Source organism: Peribacillus frigoritolerans (genome assembly GCF_004358755.1).
In the GTDB taxonomy this organism is placed as follows: domain Bacteria; phylum Bacillota; class Bacilli; order Bacillales; family Bacillaceae; genus Bacillus_P.
In genome coordinates this window covers 356,497-376,301 of sequence record NZ_SMZY01000003.1, presented here as the reverse complement: position 1 = coordinate 376,301, position 19,805 = coordinate 356,497, and the positions used below count along the sequence as shown (strand labels likewise).

The 19,805-nt window shown below is 42.9% G+C and carries 20 protein-coding genes; 15 read left to right on the top strand and 5 right to left on the bottom strand.

Annotated features, from left to right (window positions below):
- Nucleotides 1-407: 407 nt before the first annotated feature.
- A complete protein-coding gene (locus E2R53_RS15365) occupies nt 408-728 on the bottom strand; it encodes an ArsR/SmtB family transcription factor (RefSeq protein ID WP_133312617.1) in 321 nt (106 codons plus the stop codon).
- A gap of 147 nt (nt 729-875) precedes the next feature.
- Here E2R53_RS15365 and E2R53_RS15360 point away from each other — a divergent pair, with 147 nt between their 5' ends.
- Together E2R53_RS15360 and E2R53_RS15355 are read left to right on the top strand one after the other, a co-directional pair.
- Nucleotides 876-1,259: an ArsR/SmtB family transcription factor gene (locus tag E2R53_RS15360; RefSeq protein ID WP_133312616.1), complete on the top strand. Its 384-nt coding sequence runs from the start codon at nt 876-878 to the stop codon at nt 1,257-1,259.
- Nucleotides 1,237-3,378 carry a heavy metal translocating P-type ATPase gene (locus E2R53_RS15355; protein ID WP_133312615.1) on the top strand — a complete coding sequence of 714 codons (2,142 nt, stop codon included), beginning with the start codon at nt 1,237-1,239 and terminating at the stop codon, nt 3,376-3,378. The genes E2R53_RS15360 and E2R53_RS15355 overlap by 23 nt, the downstream gene beginning before the upstream one ends.
- A 244-nt stretch (nt 3,379-3,622) precedes the next feature.
- Here the strand turns inward: E2R53_RS15355 and E2R53_RS15350 are convergent, their stop codons facing one another.
- Nucleotides 3,623-4,573, bottom strand: coding sequence for an L-lactate dehydrogenase (locus tag E2R53_RS15350; RefSeq protein WP_133312614.1), 951 nt, complete (start codon nt 4,571-4,573; stop codon nt 3,623-3,625).
- Nucleotides 4,574-4,843: 270 nt separating this feature from the next.
- On the opposite strand from E2R53_RS15350, the gene E2R53_RS15345 reads away from it, so the two are divergent.
- The 10 genes from E2R53_RS15345 to E2R53_RS15300 all read left to right on the top strand — a co-directional run bounded on the left by E2R53_RS15345 (nt 4,844) and on the right by E2R53_RS15300 (nt 15,756).
- Nucleotides 4,844-6,109 carry an ammonium transporter gene (locus E2R53_RS15345; protein ID WP_133312613.1) on the top strand — a complete coding sequence of 422 codons (1,266 nt, stop codon included), beginning with the start codon at nt 4,844-4,846 and terminating at the stop codon, nt 6,107-6,109.
- 27 nt (nt 6,110-6,136) lie between these two features.
- Complete coding sequence (locus E2R53_RS15340) at nt 6,137-7,117, top strand: DUF294 nucleotidyltransferase-like domain-containing protein (protein ID WP_133312612.1); 981 nt, start codon at nt 6,137-6,139, stop codon at nt 7,115-7,117.
- Nucleotides 7,114-7,845, top strand: a complete 732-nt coding sequence (locus E2R53_RS15335) for an exonuclease domain-containing protein (protein WP_133312611.1) — start codon at nt 7,114-7,116, stop codon at nt 7,843-7,845. Before E2R53_RS15340 ends, E2R53_RS15335 begins: the two co-directional genes overlap by 4 nt.
- Nucleotides 7,846-7,960: 115 nt before the next feature.
- On the top strand, nt 7,961-8,851 hold the full coding sequence (locus E2R53_RS15330) for a YegS/Rv2252/BmrU family lipid kinase (protein ID WP_133312610.1): 891 nt from the start codon (nt 7,961-7,963) through the stop codon (nt 8,849-8,851).
- Between the two features lie 12 nt (nt 8,852-8,863).
- A complete protein-coding gene (locus E2R53_RS15325; RefSeq protein ID WP_133312609.1) occupies nt 8,864-9,175 on the top strand; it encodes an iron-sulfur cluster biosynthesis family protein in 312 nt (103 codons plus the stop codon).
- 136 nt (nt 9,176-9,311) lie between these two features.
- Nucleotides 9,312-10,331 (top strand): LacI family DNA-binding transcriptional regulator, encoded by a 1,020-nt coding sequence (locus tag E2R53_RS15320; RefSeq protein ID WP_133312608.1) that lies wholly within the window; start codon nt 9,312-9,314, stop codon nt 10,329-10,331.
- A gap of 102 nt (nt 10,332-10,433) precedes the next feature.
- Nucleotides 10,434-12,548, top strand: coding sequence for an amylo-alpha-1,6-glucosidase (locus tag E2R53_RS15315; protein WP_133312607.1), 2,115 nt, complete (start codon nt 10,434-10,436; stop codon nt 12,546-12,548).
- Between the two features lie 71 nt (nt 12,549-12,619).
- Nucleotides 12,620-13,870 (top strand): ABC transporter substrate-binding protein, encoded by a 1,251-nt coding sequence (locus E2R53_RS15310; RefSeq protein WP_133312606.1) that lies wholly within the window; start codon nt 12,620-12,622, stop codon nt 13,868-13,870.
- A 143-nt stretch (nt 13,871-14,013) separates the two neighbouring features.
- Complete coding sequence (locus tag E2R53_RS15305; RefSeq protein WP_133312605.1) at nt 14,014-14,913, top strand: carbohydrate ABC transporter permease; 900 nt, start codon at nt 14,014-14,016, stop codon at nt 14,911-14,913.
- A gap of 15 nt (nt 14,914-14,928) precedes the next feature.
- The gene (locus E2R53_RS15300) at nt 14,929-15,756 is read left to right on the top strand and encodes a carbohydrate ABC transporter permease (protein WP_133312604.1); all 828 of its coding nucleotides are present in this window, start codon (nt 14,929-14,931) and stop codon (nt 15,754-15,756) included.
- 190 nt (nt 15,757-15,946) lie between these two features.
- Here the strand turns inward: E2R53_RS15300 and E2R53_RS15295 are convergent, their stop codons facing one another.
- Both E2R53_RS15295 and E2R53_RS15290 read right to left on the bottom strand, forming a co-directional pair.
- Nucleotides 15,947-16,387: an SRPBCC family protein gene (locus tag E2R53_RS15295; RefSeq protein WP_165971005.1), complete on the bottom strand. Its 441-nt coding sequence runs from the start codon at nt 16,385-16,387 to the stop codon at nt 15,947-15,949.
- Complete coding sequence (locus E2R53_RS15290; RefSeq protein ID WP_133312602.1) at nt 16,384-17,586, bottom strand: BtrH N-terminal domain-containing protein; 1,203 nt, start codon at nt 17,584-17,586, stop codon at nt 16,384-16,386. The genes E2R53_RS15295 and E2R53_RS15290 overlap by 4 nt, the downstream gene beginning before the upstream one ends.
- Nucleotides 17,587-17,695: 109 nt before the next feature.
- On the opposite strand from E2R53_RS15290, the gene E2R53_RS15285 reads away from it, so the two are divergent.
- Nucleotides 17,696-18,076: a helix-turn-helix domain-containing protein gene (locus E2R53_RS15285; protein ID WP_165971004.1), complete on the top strand. Its 381-nt coding sequence runs from the start codon at nt 17,696-17,698 to the stop codon at nt 18,074-18,076.
- Between the two features lies 1 nt (nt 18,077).
- The gene (locus E2R53_RS15280) at nt 18,078-18,848 is read left to right on the top strand and encodes an ImmA/IrrE family metallo-endopeptidase (protein ID WP_165971003.1); all 771 of its coding nucleotides are present in this window, start codon (nt 18,078-18,080) and stop codon (nt 18,846-18,848) included.
- Between the two features lie 36 nt (nt 18,849-18,884).
- Here E2R53_RS15280 and E2R53_RS15275 read toward each other — a convergent pair whose 3' ends face one another.
- Nucleotides 18,885-19,208 carry a hypothetical protein gene (locus E2R53_RS15275; protein ID WP_133312599.1) on the bottom strand — a complete coding sequence of 108 codons (324 nt, stop codon included), beginning with the start codon at nt 19,206-19,208 and terminating at the stop codon, nt 18,885-18,887.
- A gap of 109 nt (nt 19,209-19,317) precedes the next feature.
- Here E2R53_RS15275 and E2R53_RS15270 point away from each other — a divergent pair, with 109 nt between their 5' ends.
- Nucleotides 19,318-19,797 carry a TlpA family protein disulfide reductase gene (locus E2R53_RS15270; protein WP_133312598.1) on the top strand — a complete coding sequence of 160 codons (480 nt, stop codon included), beginning with the start codon at nt 19,318-19,320 and terminating at the stop codon, nt 19,795-19,797.
- The last annotated feature ends 8 nt before the right edge of the window (nt 19,798-19,805 follow it).

The following is a 19,805-nucleotide window of genomic DNA, read 5'->3' as shown; positions in this document are numbered from 1 at the left end:
TCTGTCTGTCGGGCCTGACCAGTCGGTTCCGCTTTTCTACATTGTCCAGCTCCACCGCCCAACTCCTCGGCCAGAACGTCTCATCCAGCAAAGACAAAAAGCGCCTTCACTGGCTGAGACTTATCTGTCTGCCTGCGCTAAACGGGAAATTTCGCATTACACGGTGTCCAGCTCCACCTCCTAGTCCCTCGGCCAGAACAAATTCCGCCAAAAAGTCAAAACCGGACTTTTCGGCGGAATTCTTATCTGTCTGTCGGGCCTGACCAGTCGGTTCCGCATTTCTACATTGTCCAGCTCCACCGCCCAACTCCTCGGCCAGAACGTCTCAGCCAGCAAAGGCAAAAAGCGCCTTCACTGGCTGAGACTTATCTGTCTGTCGGAGCTAAACGGGCAGTTCCGCATTTCGGTCAATGCCTAGCATGCTCAATCGTCTGTTTCAGAAGGCCGATTACGTGTTCGTCGTCTTGTGAATAGTATAAGGTTGTCCCTTCGCGGCGGAATTTGACGAGGCGGAGGTTTTTTAGAAATCGCAGCTGGTGGGATACGGTTGATTGGAGAAGAGATAATGTTTCAGCAATTTCATTTACAGATCGTTCCCCTTGGGTGAGCAGGTTTAATATGCGAAGCCTTGTCGGATCTGACAGTGCCTTGAAGGTCTGGGAAGCGATGAAGAGGGTTTCTTCGTCCAGGTCCAGGAACGTGTCTGCGTCTAGGTTTTCTTTTTTCATCGTGAGTCTCCTTCTGACTTCTTATGTAGTTTTTATTATAAGAAAGATTATCTATTTATACAAACATTCAAATAATTGTTTGACTGTTCATGCTGCCCTGCATATACTTTAATCAAATGAACGTTTGAATGAATAGGATGTGATGAAGTGAAGCTGCAGGATGTATGTGAAATAACTTGTGTGGATTCGGAAAAAGTGGAACGGGTTAAGAATAAGCTTCGCGGGCAGGAAACGGCTAATGTGGCGAAAATCTACAAAGCTCTTGCTGATGATACTCGATTGAAAATTGCTTATGCGCTTTTAGAAGAAGAGGAGCTTTGTGTGTGTGATGTGGCGAATATCGTCGGAGCTACGACTGCGACGGCATCGCATCATTTAAGGCTTTTGAAAAATACGGGGCTTGCTAAATTCCGCAAAGAAGGAAAGCTAGTCTATTATTCATTGGATGATGATCATGTAAAGCAGCTGATTCAGCTTGCTTTTGAACATCAGGGGGAGATGAGCCAGCGTGGGAGCAGAACAATCAGCTGAAAAAAATGTGTACCGGGTTCAGGGATTTACTTGTGCAGGCTGTGCCGGGAAATTCGAACGCAATGTAAAAGAACTTGATGGTGTAACCGATGCCAAAGTGAATTTTGGAGCCGCTAAATTAACAGTGATCGGCAAAGCAAGCATTCGCGATATTGAAAAAGCAGGTGCGTTCGAGCATCTTAAAATTCTTCCTGAAAAGGGAGCCGTTCAAGCGCCTAAAGAAACCTTCCTGAAAAAATACGGTGCACTTCTGGTATCAGCACTGTTCATAGCGATAGGCTATTATTCATTGTTTACCTATGGTGAAGGAAGTGTCCCGTCGATAGCAGCCTTTTTGTCTGCAATCGTCATCGGAGGATACGCCCTGTTTATCACAGGGTTTAAAAATTTGATACGACTTGAGTTTGATATGCGAACGCTCATGACGATTGCGATTATTGGTGCGGCCATTATTGGGGAATGGAGCGAAGGAGCGGTTGTGGTTATCCTGTTTGCCATCAGTGAAGCACTGGAATCCTATTCAATGGACCGGGCGCGGAAGTCCATTCGTTCGTTAATGGATATCGCTCCAAAAGAAGCGTTAATTAGACGAAGCGGCGTTGAAAGCTCCATTTCCGTTGATGAAATTGAAACCGGAGATATAATGATTGTGAAGCCGGGCCAGAAAATTGCCATGGATGGAGTTGTTGTCAAAGGGGTATCGGCTGTTAATCAGGCGTCCATCACGGGTGAATCACTCCCCGCAGAAAAAGAACCTGGGGCGGAAGTGTTTGCAGGAACTCTTAACGAAGAAGGCTTGCTTGAAGTAAAGGTTACCAAGCTTGCTGATGATACGACGATTGCTAAAATCATTCATTTAGTAGAAGAAGCCCAGGCGGAACGCGCACCATCGCAGGCATTTGTAGACAAGTTTGCAAAGTGGTATACGCCTGCGATTATGGCGGTTGCCTTTTTAGTCGCTGTTCTTCCGCCGCTGTTTTTCGGCGGTATGTGGGATACTTGGATTTATCAGGGATTAGCCGTTCTGGTTGTCGGCTGTCCGTGTGCACTTGTCATCTCAACACCTGTTTCCATTGTCACGGCCATTGGGAACGCTGCGAGAAATGGAGTTTTAATTAAAGGCGGTATTTACCTTGAGGAATTAAGCCGAATTAAGGCGGTTGCTTTTGATAAAACAGGCACCTTAACTAAAGGGACTCCTGTGGTTACCGATTTTGGCGTTATACAATCGGGAATTTCACAGAATGACCTATTTACTTTGGTAAGTGCGCTTGAATATAGATCACAGCATCCGCTTGCTTCTGCGTTTATAAAAAAAGCGGAGCAGCAGGAGCTCAATTATAAATCTCTGATTGTAGATGAATTTGCGTCCATCACTGGAAAAGGCATTAAAGGAAAGATTGATCAAGAGTGGTACTACGTTGGAAATGTTTCGCTGTTTGAAGAATTGCTGGGGCGTACACTTGAAGGTGAATTAGGAAACAAGGTTGATTCCTTGCAGAAACAGGGAAAAACAGTCATGCTCGCTGGTACGGATAAAGTGGTGCTTGCTGTATCAGCTGTGGCAGACGAGGTTCGTGAAAGCAGTGTCCGCGTTGTGAAGCAGCTAAAAGAGCTTGGCATTCAAAAGACCATCATGCTGACGGGAGATCATGCAAGTACCGCGGCAGCAATCGGACATCAGTTAGAAGTGTCTGAGATTCATGCTGAGCTGCTTCCTCAGCATAAACTGGATGCCGTGAAAAAGATACAAAGTGAATACGGGGCAGCCGCAATGGTGGGCGATGGCGTAAACGACGCTCCTGCCCTTGCTGCTGCAGCAGTTGGTATCGCGATGGGAGGAGCCGGGACGGATACGGCTCTTGAAACAGCAGATGTTGCCCTAATGGGAGATGATCTGAAAAAACTGCCATTTGCGATTGAACTGAGCCGCAAAACGCTTGTCATTATTAAGCAGAACATTGCCTTTGCCTTAGGGCTCAAACTGCTTGCCCTGCTGCTCGTTGTTCCAGGATGGCTGACATTATGGATCGCGATATTTGCAGATATGGGTGCGACTTTGCTTGTTACGCTAAATGGATTGAGGCTTTTAAGAGTGAAGGAAAAGAAAGACAGCTAGCATGAACCAATTAGAGGTTCATGCTTTTTTTGTTAGGATGTTTAGAAATTGAGGACATCCGCTTGAAAAGAAGAATGCAGCTGAATTTCGGGGGAAGCCGCTAAAGCAAAAATTCTTCATTCAGCTAAAATAATTGGCAAACCGGCTACTATAAAGACCTTTATTTCAGCTAAAAAGAAAAACTCCAGCTTTTATGGCCGGAGCAGAATTGTCTTTTTTATAGCGAATCAGGTACACAGATTTTCTAATTAAAATGAGGTGCCAGTATTCCTTTTAAAATCGCAGCACTTTTCCTGAATTTATTCTGTTCCTCAGCATTCAGGTCAAGCTCAATAATCTCGCGGATTCCCTCGCGGTTAATAACAGCAGGGACTCCGATATAGACATCTTTTTCTCCGTAGTGTCCGTCAAGATTGGCAGAAACGGTCAGGACGCAATTTTCATTGTGAAGGATTGCCTTCGTAATGCGGACAAGTCCCATTGCGATTCCATAATAGGTTGCCCCTTTTCGATTAATAATCTGATAGGCTGCATCCCTAACGTTTTTAAAGATTTCATCTAAATCTTCTTTTTTATAGGCTTCGCTGCGTTCAATCATCTTCATCACAGGGATTCCGCCGACATCCGCAGAGCTGTAAACAGGAAGCTCGCTGTCTCCGTGCTCGCCGATTATGTAGGCATGAACGTTATTTGGAGCAATTTTAAAGTAATCGCCAAGCAGATAGCGGAAGCGGGACGTATCAAGGATGGTTCCTGAACCTATCACCCGTTCTTTCGGCAGGCCGCTGTATTTCCATGTTGCATAGGTAAGGATATCAACTGGGTTCGTTGCTACTAGAAATATTCCCTGGAATCCTGATTTCATCACGCTTTCGGTAATTTCTTTGAATATGGCCAGGTTTTTCGCTACGAGATCAAGGCGGGTTTCGCCTTTTTTCTGGTTAGCCCCTGCACAAATGACAACCATATCTGCGTGTTTGCAATCCTCGTATTCTCCGAGACGGATGGCAGTAGGATTTGGCGCAAACACTTTTCCATGGTTAAGATCCATTACATCCCCAAGTGCTTTTTCGGCATTAGCATCAATTAAAATCAGTTCATCAGCTATTCCTTGATTCATGAGAGCGAATGCGTAGCTGGATCCGACAAATCCGGTTCCAACCAAGACCACACGGTTTATCTTTTCTTGTGCCATTGTGCAACACCCTTTCCATAATTGTGAAATACTTCACAATATAATTTTACCTTATTAAGGAAGAAATGTCTATTGTAAATACAGAATATCATCGACTTATCAAAAACTATATGTGATTTTTGTTGTGTTAGGTTTTTTGACATTAAGTTATAATAATTTTTAGAAAATTGGTTGACTTAAGAAAAATATAAGATAAAATAGAAAATAATTAACTCATGTTATATTTTATAACATACAATGTTATAAGAAGAGCAATAGGAGGACGTTAAATTGGATTCTATCTATCTGTTAAATAGTTTATGGGTGGTTTTAGGGGCGATCTTGGTTATTCTCATGCAGGGCGGATTCATTCTGCTTGAAGCAGGATCTACACGCATGAAAAATGCCGGTCATATTGCCGGAAAGACGATTTTTACATTTGGGCTTGCATCACTTGTGTTTTGGGCTGTGGGCTTTGGATTTATTTTTGGAGACAATGCCAATTTCCTTGTCGGTTTATCCCACTTTTTCTATTCAGGGTATGAGCTTGCGGGGATGAACCTTTCTTCAACTGTCTTCTTTTTGTTCCAGCTTGCTTTTGCCGGAATTGCGATCACGATTGCGCTTGGAGGATTTGCAGAGCGTGCTAAGCTGTCAATTTATCTTGTCTTTACGGTGCTTTTTTCAGCACTTGTTTATCCTGTCGTTGCACACTGGATCTGGGGCGGGGGCTGGCTTGCTGAGCACGGCAAACAGGATTTTGCAGGCTCTACGGTTGTTCATTTAACGGGTGCAATGGCTGCCTTTGCTGCAACCATTTTGCTTAAGCCCCGTATAGGGAAATTCAATCAGGATGGTTCTGCCAATAACATTTTTGGGCATAATCAGGTGTTTACGGCTTTAGGTGTTTTGGTGCTCTGGATTGGCTGGTTTGGATTTAATGCAGCAAGCACGCTTGGAGTAGAGAATGGATTTTTCGGCTATGTTGCACTTAATACGAATCTTGCAGCAGCAGCCGGTGCGGTTGCGGCGCTCATCGTTTCATGGGCAGTGCTTGGGAAATCAGATGTGCCGACAATGCTTAATGGTGCACTCGCGGGACTGGTAGCGATCACAGCATCATGTGCGTTTGTAGATACGTGGGCAGCCGTTCTTATCGGTTTTATAGCTGGTATCCTAGTTTTCTATAGTGTGAGATTTTTCGAAAAGAGAAAGATAGACGATCCAATCTACGCATTATCTGTTCATGGGGCAGCGGGAGTTTGGGGAACCATTTCAACTGGATTTTTTGCAACACCTGAACTTGCGACGGTTGGAAAACCGGGATTATTCTACGGGGGAGGCTTTGAACAATTAGGGGTTCAGATCATGGGTGTCGGCGTATCGGGAGCTTATGCCTTTGCCGTATCGTTTATCATTCTTTTTGCTGCTAAAAAGCTGATGGGCGGTCTTCGTGTAACAGAAGAAGAAGAAATTATGGGGCTTGATATGAGTGAGCATGGAAGTTACGGCTATCCTGAAGTATTCTTATCAAAAGAGGATAAGATCAGCTCTTAATTCCGGAGCGAAAGGGAAGTGCGGTAAATGGGAGAAAGCTACGAATCAATTCGTTCATGGAGAGATGAAGAGATTAAAAAATATACATCTGATACGCTATCATTAAATCAATTTCATGATAAAGTCATGCGGGCAGTTTTTGACGTATCTCTGCAAAAGATGATGGAGGAAAAAGGGACTCCTCCTTCATCCTTTTCGTGGTTTGTTATGGGGAGTGCAGGGAGATTTGAACAGGGAGTCATCAGTGATCAGGATCATGGAATGGTTTATGAAAATAGCGGTACAGACGCAGATCAGTACTTTCTGGCGCTTGGAAAAGAAATTTCCTTAGGTCTTCATCTTGCAGGGTATCCTTATTGCGAAGGAAAAGTCATGAGTTCAAATCCTGTCTGGTGCAAATCGCTTGGAGCTTTTGAAGAACAGCTTTTAAAATGGATGGAGGAAGTCAGCTTTGAGTCTATGAGGTACCTGCAGATTTTTGTGGATGCAAGAGTGCTTGCGGGAGAAGCGGCATTTATCGATCATTTTAAAAAAATAATTGATGAGTGCCAGAAAAAGTCTCCGAAGCTATTAAAACGGTTTATGGATAATATCATGCATCTCAAGCCTTCTGTTGGTCCTCTTGGGCAAATCTTCACTGAAAGCAGCGGTCCTTTTCAGGGATCACTCAATTTAAAGCAAGCTGCCTTTTTACCCTATGTAAATGCAGTTAGAATCCTTGCCATTAAAGAAGGCGTGTTGGCTGCCTCCACATTGGAACGGATTGATGAGCTCAGCAAAGACGAGTTTTATCGAAACGAGCTGAACGATTATAAAACCAGCTTTGCCAATCTGCTGCAGTTTCGAATGTCTAATTTAAAGAGAATCAAAGAATACGATGATGTTCATTATCTTCCCATTCAGAAGCTCAGCCGCGCTGAGAAAAAAGAAATGAAAACCATTCTGAAAAACGGGAAAAAGCTGCATCATTTTGTACAGGGAATCATTGAAAAGGGTGTTCATAAATGAAGTCGAATCCGTTCGTTCATTTCATAAGAGAGGTGCATGGAAAGTTTCAAACGAGTGTTTTTGGAACGGCTCAAAGCGGGCAAAACTCCCAGCAAATCGCGTTTTTGCGTCAGCTGCAGCGGGAAATGAAAGCTGAAGAGGCGCTGTCGGTTCCGCTGGACGCTCTGAATGTAGTTGTCTTTGATATTGAAACAACCGGTTTTTTTCCTGAGCAGGGGAACGAAATCATTTCTATCGGTGCAGTGAAGGTGAGAGGGTGCACGCTGCAGGAAGAGGAACGGTTCTACTCGCTTGTCAGGCATGAAAATGGGATGTCTGATGAAATCAGTGAGTTAACAGGGATTAGGAATGAAGACTTAAAGGATGCTCCTTCCCTTGAAGAAGCCATGATTGAATTTTTTAAGTTCGTAAAAGGAGATCCTCTTGTTGCCCATCACTCTTCTCATGAAAAAAACTTTATGCAGCATGCAAGCAGGAAACTTTTCCGCGCCCCGTTCAAGCACCGGATTGTGGACACTTCTTTTTTATACCGCATTGCTGAACCAAATGCAGAGTTTGTAAGGCTTGAAGACTGGTGTGATCATAAAGAGATTCCAGTTATAAACCGTCACCATGCATTAGGAGATGCGATTTTGACAGCAAAACTATGGTGTAAATATGTTGAGGACGTAAAAGGGCTCGGCTGCAGAAACCTGCGGGATATTTACGAACGGATCGCCATCCTGTGATAAAAAACATTACTTCAGTAAAAGGAGTAATGTTTTTTTTTATATGGATGGTTCAAATTGTATATTTTAGGGGTAAGGTAAATTATAGACATTTAAAGTCGAGGGGGAAAAAGGTTTGAAGCAGGCAATGTTAATTGTAAATCCATCTTCAGGCAAGGAAAAAGGAACGGAATATACGGAACACGCGTTAAAAACAATGAAGAACATGGGCTATGAAACAGAGCTTCGTGAAACTAAAGGCGAAGGAGATGCTATGGATTTTGCCAGGGAAGCCTGTGAACGAAGGCTTGATTTTGTTGCGGCAATGGGCGGGGACGGCACGATCAATGAAGCCGTAAACGGGATTGCGGAACAGGATCACCGGCCATTATTCGGTTTAATCCCCCTCGGTACGGTAAACGATTTTGCGAGAGCGCTCAATATTCCGCTCGATCCTGAAGAGGCCATTTCTATGATGGAGCAGCAGCATACAAGGAAAACGGATGTTGGAAAAATCAATGAACGATATTTTATTAATATAGTAGCTGTTGGTGCTTTAGCTGAGGCATCTTTCTCTACACCTGTTGAGCAGAAAACAAAACTTGGTCCGCTTGCCTACATCATTGAAGGAGTAAAAAAGATGAAGGAGAAGCAGCCTTTTGAACTCCGGGTCCAATCAGATGAGGGTGTATGGGAGGGGGAGGCTTTGCTGATGCTTATAGCTCTGACAAACTCAGTCGGCGGATTTGAAACGATCGCACCTGAAGCAGAGGTAAACGACGGCATGCTTCACGTCATCATTATTAAAGATGTTGCCCTGCCGCAATTTCTGCTCCTGCTCCCGAAAATCATGACGGGTGAGCTTGCAAGCAGCGAGCATGTTGAATACTTAAAGGTGCCAATGATAGAAGCTTCCTCCACTTATGAAATGATTGCGAACGTTGACGGTGACGAAGGGGATAAGCTTCCGGTAAAAGTGGAAAATCTAAAAAGACACATTGAAATCCTGGTACCAAGGGAAGAATAGGAGGTTCGTTATATGAATATAACGATTACCGAACAAGCTAAAAGCAAATTAAGTGAAATACCGGATGATAAGATGATCCAGCTTTCATTTGACCGGGGCAGCTGTGATATTGTGAATACGCTGTATGAAATAAAGGTCATTGATAAAAGAGAAACGGAACAATATGAAAAAGTGATTACATCAGAAAAGCTGGATTTTATCGTTGATGATGACTTTGAAGATACATACGATCATGAGCTGACGATAGATTACTCGAACAATTTTTTTGTATTTAAAAATAAGAATCAGACATTTAATAATAGAATAGGGCTGCGTTACGTTTAAAAGAAGGAAGGGAGCTTCCTTCTTTTTGTTCTTTTTAATAAAAGACACATTGTCAGAAAAAAAGATATTGCAAACGCTATCAAGATGAAGTATGATTTCAATCAAAGGGATCCGAAACGTTTTGGAGGAAAGAATTTTGACGACAATTAAGGACATTGCGAAGGCCGCAGGAGTATCCGTTACGACTGTTTCAAGAGCATTGAACGGCTATTCGGATGTGAATGAAAAGACGAGGCAAAAGATATCCAGAATCGCAAAAGAATTAAACTACAGTCCAAACACGCTTGCGCGGGGCTTGGTCATGAACAAGTCAAAAACAATCGGCATGCTCGTCTCAGGCATGGACCGCGTCAGCTCAAAGGATAATTTCACCTTTGAAGTGCTGTCAGGGGTAAATGAATGCATTTCTGAGCGGGATTACGACCTGGTGCTTTTCAGTACTACAACAACAAAACAGCGGGAGAAAACCTATTCCCAGCTATGCAGGGAACGGCGGGTAGACGGAGCCATTCTTCAAGGAATGAAAATCGATGATCCTTATTTAAAAGAGGTTGTTGAGAGTGATATTCCCTGTATGCTCATTGATATTCCCATTGCATCAAACAGTGTTGGCTATGTGACGACAGATAATGTGCTCGGAGCAAAGCGGGCTGTTGAACATTTAATCAGTTTGGGACATACAAAAATAGCATTGATTAATGGCCATGATCAGGCGTATGTCAGCAAACAAAGGTTAAAAGGCTATTTAGATGCACTCATGGAGGCAAGGCTTGAAGTTAATGAAGACTGGATCGTCAGCGGTGATTTTTCCGAGGAGAAAGCGGAATTGGTTACTGAAACGCTTCTTAAAGAACATCCTGAAATAACGGCCGTTTTTTGTGCAAGTGATTTAATGGCGCTTGGCGCCATGAAAAGTGCGAAAGCATCAGGCATACATGTTCCAGAAGGGCTATCTGTTATTGGCTATGACAACATTTTGCTTGCTGCCTACTCTAATCCTGCTTTAACGACAATTGCCCAGAATAAATTTGAACTTGGCTACCAGGCTGCAAATTCTCTGATCGATATGCTTGAAGGAAAAAGCGGATCAAATGTTATAACCCTTAAAACGGACTTGATCATTAGAGAATCAACCAATGAAAACCACAGATTATAAGTGGTTTATCTATAAAATCCGAAACGTTTCGGGAGTATTAATGGAAAATTATATTTTTTTATAGTAAATCCGAAACGTTTCGGAACATCAAGGAGGACAAAGATGGACTACCGTGTGATAAAAGAAAATGATTTATTTTTGCTGACAGATACAAATGGGAATATCCCTGAAAACCATCCTTATGGTTTAGGGCTTTATACAAAAGACACACGTTTTTTAAGTAAACTGGATTTGAAGATTAATGGTGAAGACCCAATATTGCTCTCATCTGACGCAGATCAAAACTATAAAGCTAGTATTCTCTTAACAAATCCCCATATGGAAGAAGACGGAGAATTGATTTTATGGAGAGAATCCGTAGAGATTGAAAGGTCACGATTCATTTATGATGATGTTCTTTATGAAGAGATAAAAGTGAAAAACTATTTTCCAAAGCCTGTGAGATTTGAAATCAGCATCCATGCTGATGCAGATTTTCTGGATATGTTTGTTGTCCGCGGATTTCAAAATGGTGATCTTGGCAGCAGAACAGGTCAAACGGCTGAAGGAAATACACTTTCCTTTCACTATGCAGGAGCGGACAATGTTGATCGCAGCACATTGATTACGTGGGATAAAGCAGCTAAAAAAGTGGATGAAAAAGGAAAAATCGATTTTGAATTTGAATTAGCTCATTCTGAGACAGACAGAGTCACACTTGCGATTCGTCCGCAAATCGGGGAAGCAAAACCAAAAACTGCTGCGCAAAAAGATGATGCAATGCGCAAGCTTGAAGAATCCTATCAGGTGTGGAATGAAAAAGCAGCAAGCATCAAAACAGATTTTGCCCCGCTTCAGCGTCTTGTTGACCGCGGATTGAATGATATGAGGGTTTTGCTGACAGATGTAGGATTTGGTCCATTTCCAGTTGCCGGGCTACCTTGGTTTGGCGTTCCATTTGGCCGTGACAGCTTAATTGCAGCTCTGCAGATCCTGCCATTTCAACCTGAAATTGCGAAAGGAACACTGCTTACGATGGCGCATTATCAAGGTCAGAATGTGGATCCATGGAGAGATGAACAGCCGGGTAAAATCATGCATGAAATTCGTTTTGGAGAACTCGCTGCTACTGGTCAAATTCCGTTTACTCCTTATTATGGAACGGTTGATGCCACACCGCTGTTTTTGATTCTTCTATCAGAATATGTGAAGTGGACAGGTGACACGGAATTTGCTTTGAGTCTTGAGAAAACAATTGAGAACGCTTTAATGTGGATCGATGAATATGGAGACCGCGACAAAGATCTTTTTGTGGAATACCATCAGGAATCAAGCAAAGGCATTGCGAATCAAGGCTGGAAGGATTCAGGCGATTCTGTTGTTCACAGAAATGGAGAATACGCAAAAACGCCTATCGCACTTGCAGAAGTGCAGGGTTATGTCTATCAGGCCAAAATGGGGCTGGCTGATATCTATGGAACAATTGATCAAACAGAACGTGCAGAGCAGCTCCGCAGACAGGCGAATTCGCTCAAGGAAAGATTTGATGAGGAATTCTGGATGGAGGATGTTCAGTTCTATGCCATCGCACTTGATGAAAAGAAAGAACAGGTGGGCACGATTACCTCGAATCCGGGTCACGTTTTATTTTCTGGAATGCTCAATGAGGACCGGGCGAAAGCTGTAACTGAGATGCTTGTCTCACCTAAGATGTTTTCTGGATACGGAATTCGGACGATGGCTGAAGGCGAGGCAGGCTACAACCCGATGAGCTACCACGATGGAAGCATCTGGCCTCATGATAACAGCATCTCTCTTCTTGGCATGAGCAAATCGGGTTATCAGCAAGAAGCAGGCAAAGTGATGAGCGGGCTCATTGATGCTGCAGCTCATTTCGAATATGACCGTCTGCCGGAACTTTTCTGCGGATACGACAGCTTGGGCGGCAAAGCAGTGAAATACCCTGTGGCCTGTTCACCTCAAGCATGGGCAGCAGGTACACCGCTTGTCTTTATCCAGTCGATGCTGGGGTTATTTCCAGACAGCTTAAGGAAGGAAGTCAGACTATCACCGGTATTGCTTGATGGCATGAATGCTCTGGAAGTTCAAAATATCTCAATTGGAGAAGGACATTTATCAATTGCAGTCACTCGCAGCGGAGAGACCTTTACATTGGAAGTTCTTAAAAACACAACAGGATATCCTTTAAAATCATCTGGAACATTTGTACAAAAATAAGCAGGTTTACTTCAATCTTTTGGAAGGCAGCTTCCTTTAGATCATAAAAAGCAATGGAAGGGGAAACGGCAATGAAAACAAAAAAATGGTTAGCGGGGTTCGGAGTTGCTTCTATGTTATTTACAGGGGCTTTGGCAGGATGCAGTTCTGATGAAACATCTAAAGAGGGCGCAGACGGGGAAAAAGTGGAAGTGACGCTTGCTGGATGGGGCGGAAATCCGACTGAAGAAAAGCTGTTAAAACAAACGATTGAAGACTTTGAAGCGAAGCATCCTAAAATTGATGTCAAGCTTGAGGTTATTACAGAACAATATATGGATGTTATTAAAACACGTTTGATTGGCGGAGAAGGACCGGATGTTTTTTATCTGGATGCATTTGAAGCTCCTGGTCTGATTGAAACGGGCGTTATTGAACCTTTAGATGAGTATGTTACAGAGGATTTTGACGTTGAAGATTTTGAAAAGCCATTATTGGAAGCGTTTATATCTGAGGATAAAACGTACGGTTTCCCAAAAGACTATTCAACTTTAGCGCTCTTTTACAACAAAAAAATGCTTGCTGATGCTGGCGTAGAGGTTCCTAAAACGTGGGAAGAGTTCCGCGAGGCATCTAAGAAACTAACGAAAGACGGGCAATACGGATTTGGCGTTGCGCCTGAGCTTGCACGCCAATACTGGGTGGCTGAATCACTTGGCGGAGATGTGGTAAAAGAGGATAAAGCAAATTTTGCATCTGATGAAGTGGTAGAAGCATTAAAACCGGTTATTGATATGCACAATGTCGATAAATCAGCGGTTGAAGCCAAGGAAGTAGGCGCAACTTGGGGCGGAGAAATTTTCGGTCAGCAAAAAGCGGCTATGGTCATTGAAGGCAACTGGGCAATCCCATTTTTAGCGGATACATTCCCTGATGTTGAGTACGGAACAGCTGAGCTGCCGGCGATTAATGGCGAGAAATCAACGATGGCTTACAGTGTTGCTTATGTCATGAATGCAGCCTCTGAAAAGAAAGAAGCATCATGGGAGCTGCTTTCATACCTGACTGGAAAAGAAGGCATGGAGACATGGACCAGCAAAGGCTATGCTCTGCCGACCCGTAAATCCGTTGCAGAAAAGCTTGGCTATGACAAAGATGAGCTGCGCGGACCGCTTGTAGCAGGCGCATCTTATGCAACTGTATGGTCAGAAGGCTCAAACCTTCCTATTATCGTGAATAACTTCAACAATCAATTTATGAGTGCGTTCCTTGGCGACCGTCCGCTTGAAGAAGCATTAAAAGAAGCGGAAAAACAGGCAAACAGCGAAATTGACTCAAAATAAGAAAAGGTGGCTGAGAAAAGGGAAATGCTTGTTTCCCTTTTCTTCTTTAAAATCTGCACTGGTTCTTTCTGACGAAGTCCTTTTTACTTCGTCAGAAAGAGTTTGTGCAGGATTTACTTAAAGTGGGGGGCTTGGATAGCAAAATGAAAAATCTATTTTCCAAACGAACATTAAGAGAGGCTGGACAAGGCTACTTTTTCATGTCGCCTGCATTGTTTGTCTTACTATTATTTATCATTGGTCCCATTTTTTATATTGTCTTTCTCTCGTTTCATAAGGTGCAGCTGCTGGGAACGGCAAGCTATGATTTTGTGGCTTTCGATAACTTTACGAGAATCCTTGACGACACCAGGGCGCAGATCGCTTTGTGGAACACATTTAAATATGTGGTGATTGTTGTTCCGTGTCAGACGATTCTCGCGCTGATCCTTGCGGCAACATTAAATGCAGGAATGAAGGGTCAAACATTCTTCAGAATTGTGTACTTTCTTCCTACCCTGACATCGTCTGCTGTATTAACCCTGATTTTTATGTGGATGTATAACAAAAATGGATTAATCAACAACGTATTAGACACACTCGGCCTGCCGACTTATAACTTCCTTGGAGACCCGAATATCGCGCTTAATGCGATTATGATTATGAATATTTGGTCAACAGCACCGTTTTTCATGGTTATTTATTTAGCTGCTCTGCAGGATATTCCGGACTCCCTTTACGAAGCAGCGGAGCTTGACGGGGCCAGTACCGTTCAGAAATTCTTGAAAATTACAGTACCGCACTTACGCCCGGTCACATCATTTGTCGCGATTATGGGCTTAATCGGAACATTCCAGCTTTTTGATCAGTCCTACATTTTCTCAGCGGGATCAGGGGGACCGGATAATTCAACCTTAACCGTTGTTCTTTTAGTCTATCAGTATGCGTTTAAAAATCTCGGAACGATGGGATACGCAGCGGCTCTTGTTCTGCTGCTTGCGATTGTGATTCTTGTGGCGACATTGCTGCAGCGGAAATTTTCAAAAGAAGAGTCACTTTACTAAAAGGAGGATGGAAAGATGAAAAAGAAATTTGGAATTGGAAAAGCGATTGTATACGCGATTCTAGTACTCTATGCTGTTACGACACTTGTGCCGTTTTTATGGGCTCTTTCCTCTTCGTTTAAAACGCTGCAGGAAATAGTCAGCGGCACGCTTAGCTTTATTCCTAAAAACTTTACGTTTGATAACTATAAGCAGATTTTCATAGAGCAGGAGCTTTTCCCAAGATGGATGTTTAATAGTATATTAATTGCCGTCATTGGAACCATTTTAAATTTATTGTTCAATTCTATGGCAGGATATGCTCTTGCAAGACTCAGCTTTCCCGGAAAAAAAGCGCTGTTCATTACGATTCTTGCTGTACTGATGATTCCGGCACAGGTTACGATGATTCCAAACTACTTGATTTTAAAGGAGTTTGGCTGGCTGAATTCGTATCAGGGCATGATTGTTCCGGCTATGATTAACGCAACGTTTATTTTCATGATGCGGCAGTTCTTTATCAACTTTCCAAAAGAATTGGAAGAAGCGGCCGAAATGGATGGTCTCAGCAGGCTTGGCACGTTCTTTAAAATTGTTCTGCCGCTTGCAAAACCGGCTCTTGCTGCACAGTCAATCTTCGTATTTATGGGCTTCTGGAACGATTTCATGAGACCGCTGATTGTGATGACAGATATTGAAATGTTTACACTCCCTCTTGGGCTGAATACCTTTAAAGGTCAGTTCGTCAGCTACTGGAACTATATTATGGCAGCATCCATGGTGTTTACGCTGCCGGTTCTATTGATTTATGCATTCTTTAATCGCTATTTCATTAAGGGAATTTCATTTACAGGCGGTAAATAAGAAAAGCGGAATCGCCCGTTTAGCGCAGGCGTGACAGGTAAGGCTCCGACAGAAAAGGCGCATTTTGCCAATACTTTCGGAGCCGTTCTGGCCGAGGAGCCTGAGCGATTCCGCTCGTCATCGAAGCGCAAAATTTTATACTTTCTTATCTCTTAATAAAGAAGCTGATGCACCTGCACCAGCTTCTTTATTATTTTGTTAAAGCATCTTCACAATATCTTTTTAATTGCTGCAGCAGCGCCTGCGCTAATTTTTCGGTCAGTTTGCTTGAAAGCTTGCCCATGATTTTTGCGAATGTCGATAAATAGATCACCTCATAGGTCTGTGTAACCTTTGTTTCACCCTGCAAATCTTCAAGGTGATAGGAGATCACCATTTTAAATGCCTTGCTTTCCAAGGAATACGAATAAGTTTCCGGTTCAAACACTGCAACGTTTTTCCCATGAAAAGAAGTTCTCATCGCACCTTCTTTTTGAATCTGGATAAAGGATGCACCCTCCGCTTTTTCTTCTGAAGGCTGTTCATATCGAATGCTTTCAATCACCTTTGTCCACGTTTCGCGTGCGGATGGAGTGGATAGTTGTTCAAAGACGAAGCGGGCTGGTGCTTTAATAATGACTGTATGCTTCAAGATAGATAATCCTCCCATTTCTTTGAATGAAGAGCTTCTTCGAGTTTAATAAATGCTTCTTTTTCCAATGTTTGAATCTGGCTGATCAATCCGGCCAGATGCGTAAACAATTCCTTGCGGTCAGCATCATTAAACTGCAGCTGCTCGCTAGCTTCTGCTTTCAGCTCAAGCAGGTCCGCGTTCATTTGTTTATATTCTTTCAACCTGAAGTCTTCACTATGATAAAACTTATTCAGTTCTTGAAATTTTTCTTTCATTAAACGGAATTCATCGTATTCACTGTTTAAGGAATCTTCGGCAATCTGTCTCCATATCAATCCCGATTTTTCATATAGCCCGCCGGCTTCTAGAAGCAGAGGTTCTTGAATGATCTCTCCGACCGTATTCAAGAATGTTGAATAGGAGCGGCGGAGTGCATAGCCATCCGTATTTTCCACAATCCAATAATACGTATAGTAAAGGGCATTTATGAGATGACTGGTATTATAAAAGATTTTACCGAAGCTTTGCTTGTTTGAAGTGGTCAGGCTTGTCTTCCATCTGTCCAAAGCGGTAATGCCGAAATTGCTCATTCTCGGGTTATTTGCGCTGTTTATCCCTGTTTCGATGCCTGTTCTTGCAGCAGCCATGATTTTTTTAAACGAAAGGTCTTGATCACCCGGTTCCTTCAAGAAAATCGATTGATTAATGATTTTCCTTGTTGCCAGATGATCGCGCCCCAGGATAAGATCTTCAATGGAAATTTCAATAGGTATGTCCTTTTGAAGAACCATTTTAACGATTCCTGTCTCTTTGTTGATATTTGCCACAAGACCGTAGATCTGATAGCCATTTGGAGAAATGCTTTTTTTTCGGAAAATATCTTCGTTTATTGCAACAATGACTGGATTTCCGCCTGAAACCTGTTTGTTTAATTTTTCAAAAGCAGCTTTGCGGTCTTTTGTCTGCTGAACAGCAGGCTGAAAACCTAATGCTTTTAATGCGCCGGAAATAAACAGTTCACTGCTTTCCCATAACGCGCGGGTTCCTAAATAGAAGCTCGAAAAATCTTCTTTTTCATAAAAGAAAGTAAAGTATCCGTAACCGGCACCTCCGCCGATTCCGAGCAGCATTTCCTCTGTCAGATAATCCGGTAAAGGCTTTTTTGAGTGATGCTTCAGCAGATTGAAAAGAGCACTTGTATCTGAATGAAATCCCATATCTGTACCTCCGGAGTGTTTGCTATTGCAAACTTTCTTTTACTATATCAACATGAGTTTGCTATTGCAAACAAAATTTATTATATTTAGTGCAGGAGGAGGAGTTTCGTTGAATATTGGAAAATATGTAAAAGAGTTTAGGCTGAAAAAGGGCTGGACACTAGCAAAACTCTCTAGTGAATCTGGAGTCTCTAAACCTTATCTTTCACAAATTGAGAATACCCCAAACAAACAAATTTCCGCGGAAAAGCTTTATCAGCTTGCTATCGCGCTTGAAGTAACTATGGGTCAGCTGATGGGAAAAGAAGTCGCTCTCAACCGGCAGGAGGATGTACCTGCAATTTTGCTTGCTTTTGCAGAGAAGAACGGGCTTCACGATGAACAGATTCAGATGCTTGCTAACATTAAATATAGAGGGAAACAGCCATCCACTGAAGATGAATGGGAAAAAATATTCCTGGCAATTAAAACCTCAATCGAGAGCGAATAGAATGAATTCCAGAGAAAAAGCGCTGTTGAGGGCACGACAGCTAATGGACGATTATTTTAGTATTGGCGGGTCATTTCCTGTCAATATGAGAATGCTTGCTTCGCTAGCAGGGATCATGGTTCGGGAAAAATATATGGAGAACGATCAATCCGGCCAGCTTGTCATTCAGGACGGGAAAATAACTGCGCACGTGAATATTTTTGATCCGCCGAGGAGGCAGAATTTCACGATTGCCCATGAAATCGCACATACGCTGATGGATGAGTTTGATCATATTCAGTACAGAAAAAAAGAAAGTGTGCAGGATGAAATTGAGAGGCTTTGTGATGAAGTGGCATCTGAGCTCTTGCTTCCAACAGCAGAATTTAAGCGGCTGATGAATCAGCATGGCGAGAAATTGTCCTCTTTTAAGCCTCTCGCAAAGTCCTTTCATGCTTCATTAGAAGCCGTTGCGGTCAAATTTGCAGGTTGTGCCGCAAATCAAAACCGGACCATTTTAATGGTGACAGATTTTCATGCTGCCGGTCGCAGAGACTTGGCGATTTCAGGTGTGATTCCTCTATCAGATTGGGACATCTTCGTGCCTAAAGGACTTTCAATCGGAAAAGAACGGCAGCTGGGGGATTCTTTTTATCAAAATGCGCCATTTGAGAAAAGGATGCAATTGAGTCTTGGCCCATTGCAGGGAGAATATCTGGTGGAAACCTATCCTTCTAAATTTCAGAAGACCGGAAAGCTGTATAACAAAGGATATATTATGCTTTCGAAATAAAAAGCTGATCTTTCTGAAGATCAGCTTTTTGACATTTTATTCAACTTTGTATTTTATATAACTGTAGTTCTCTGTCGGCTTCACGTCAACTGTTTTTCCATCTTCATCTTTAAGGACTTCAAACTCCTGATACGTTTCCACCCGATATCCATCTTTCACTTCTGAAGCGATTTTCTTTTCCTCTAACACTGTAAAAAGCTGCTGTTCCTTTGCCGAGGTCGCTTCTTCTTCTTCAGCAGCGACAGGAAAGGACCCAATCTCGCTATTTCTTGCCTGAAATGAATCTAAATAGGCCATCGTTCCAATCAGGAGAACGAGGAAAAAGAGGGTGAAGATTTTTGAACTTGTTTTAGACAGCAACACCAGCCGCTCCTTTCAAAACTTCTTAATTCATATGTACGCTCGTCTTACAGGAATATGTCCAATCTTCAAGGAGAATGATAAGGATTAAAAAAGGAAGGTGATCTTTATGAGGCGAATGATCCTGCTTGTTGTTCTTCTCTGCTTTTGGATCCCGCTGGAACAATCTGCTGCAGCAAAAGCACCTGAACTTAAGCTGACGGATATCAACCAGAAAGAATACGAATTAAAACCGCCTTACGATCAGCCCATTGTCCTGAATTTCTGGGCATCCTGGTGCGGCCCGTGCAAAATGGAAGCACCTGATTTGGTAAACCTTGCCGAGAAATATAAAGGTCAGGTGAAGATTTATGCAGTGAACATGACGAATCAGGATTCCGCGGAAGGAGCGTATATGTTCGCTAAAGACCATGGATTTTCATTTCCGGTTTTGCTTGATCAAGCAGGTGAAGCTTCATCCCTGTACAGAGTGGCAGCGGTGCCGACCACTTTTTTTGTAGACAGGAATGGAGAAATAGTGAGTGTGCTTACTGGGTATGGCGGAGCGGAATTGCTTGAGAAGAGGGTAAGAGAGTTGATAGGTAAATAAAGAGCCGG

Coding starts and splice junctions, on each gene's coding strand:
- E2R53_RS15365 (WP_133312617.1), bottom strand. CDS start 728: ATGAAAAAAGAAAACCTAGACGCAGACACGTTCCTGGACCTGGACGAA.
- E2R53_RS15350 (WP_133312614.1), bottom strand. CDS start 4,573: ATGGCACAAGAAAAGATAAACCGTGTGGTCTTGGTTGGAACCGGATTT.
- E2R53_RS15340 (WP_133312612.1), top strand. CDS start 6,137: ATGGGAGAAAGCTACGAATCAATTCGTTCATGGAGAGATGAAGAGATT.
- E2R53_RS15335 (WP_133312611.1), top strand. CDS start 7,114: ATGAAGTCGAATCCGTTCGTTCATTTCATAAGAGAGGTGCATGGAAAG.
- E2R53_RS15325 (WP_133312609.1), top strand. CDS start 8,864: ATGAATATAACGATTACCGAACAAGCTAAAAGCAAATTAAGTGAAATA.
- E2R53_RS15315 (WP_133312607.1), top strand. CDS start 10,434: ATGGACTACCGTGTGATAAAAGAAAATGATTTATTTTTGCTGACAGAT.
- E2R53_RS15310 (WP_133312606.1), top strand. CDS start 12,620: ATGAAAACAAAAAAATGGTTAGCGGGGTTCGGAGTTGCTTCTATGTTA.
- E2R53_RS15305 (WP_133312605.1), top strand. CDS start 14,014: ATGAAAAATCTATTTTCCAAACGAACATTAAGAGAGGCTGGACAAGGC.
- E2R53_RS15300 (WP_133312604.1), top strand. CDS start 14,929: ATGAAAAAGAAATTTGGAATTGGAAAAGCGATTGTATACGCGATTCTA.
- E2R53_RS15290 (WP_133312602.1), bottom strand. CDS start 17,586: ATGGGATTTCATTCAGATACAAGTGCTCTTTTCAATCTGCTGAAGCAT.
- E2R53_RS15280 (WP_165971003.1), top strand. CDS start 18,078: ATGAATTCCAGAGAAAAAGCGCTGTTGAGGGCACGACAGCTAATGGAC.
- E2R53_RS15270 (WP_133312598.1), top strand. CDS start 19,318: ATGAGGCGAATGATCCTGCTTGTTGTTCTTCTCTGCTTTTGGATCCCG.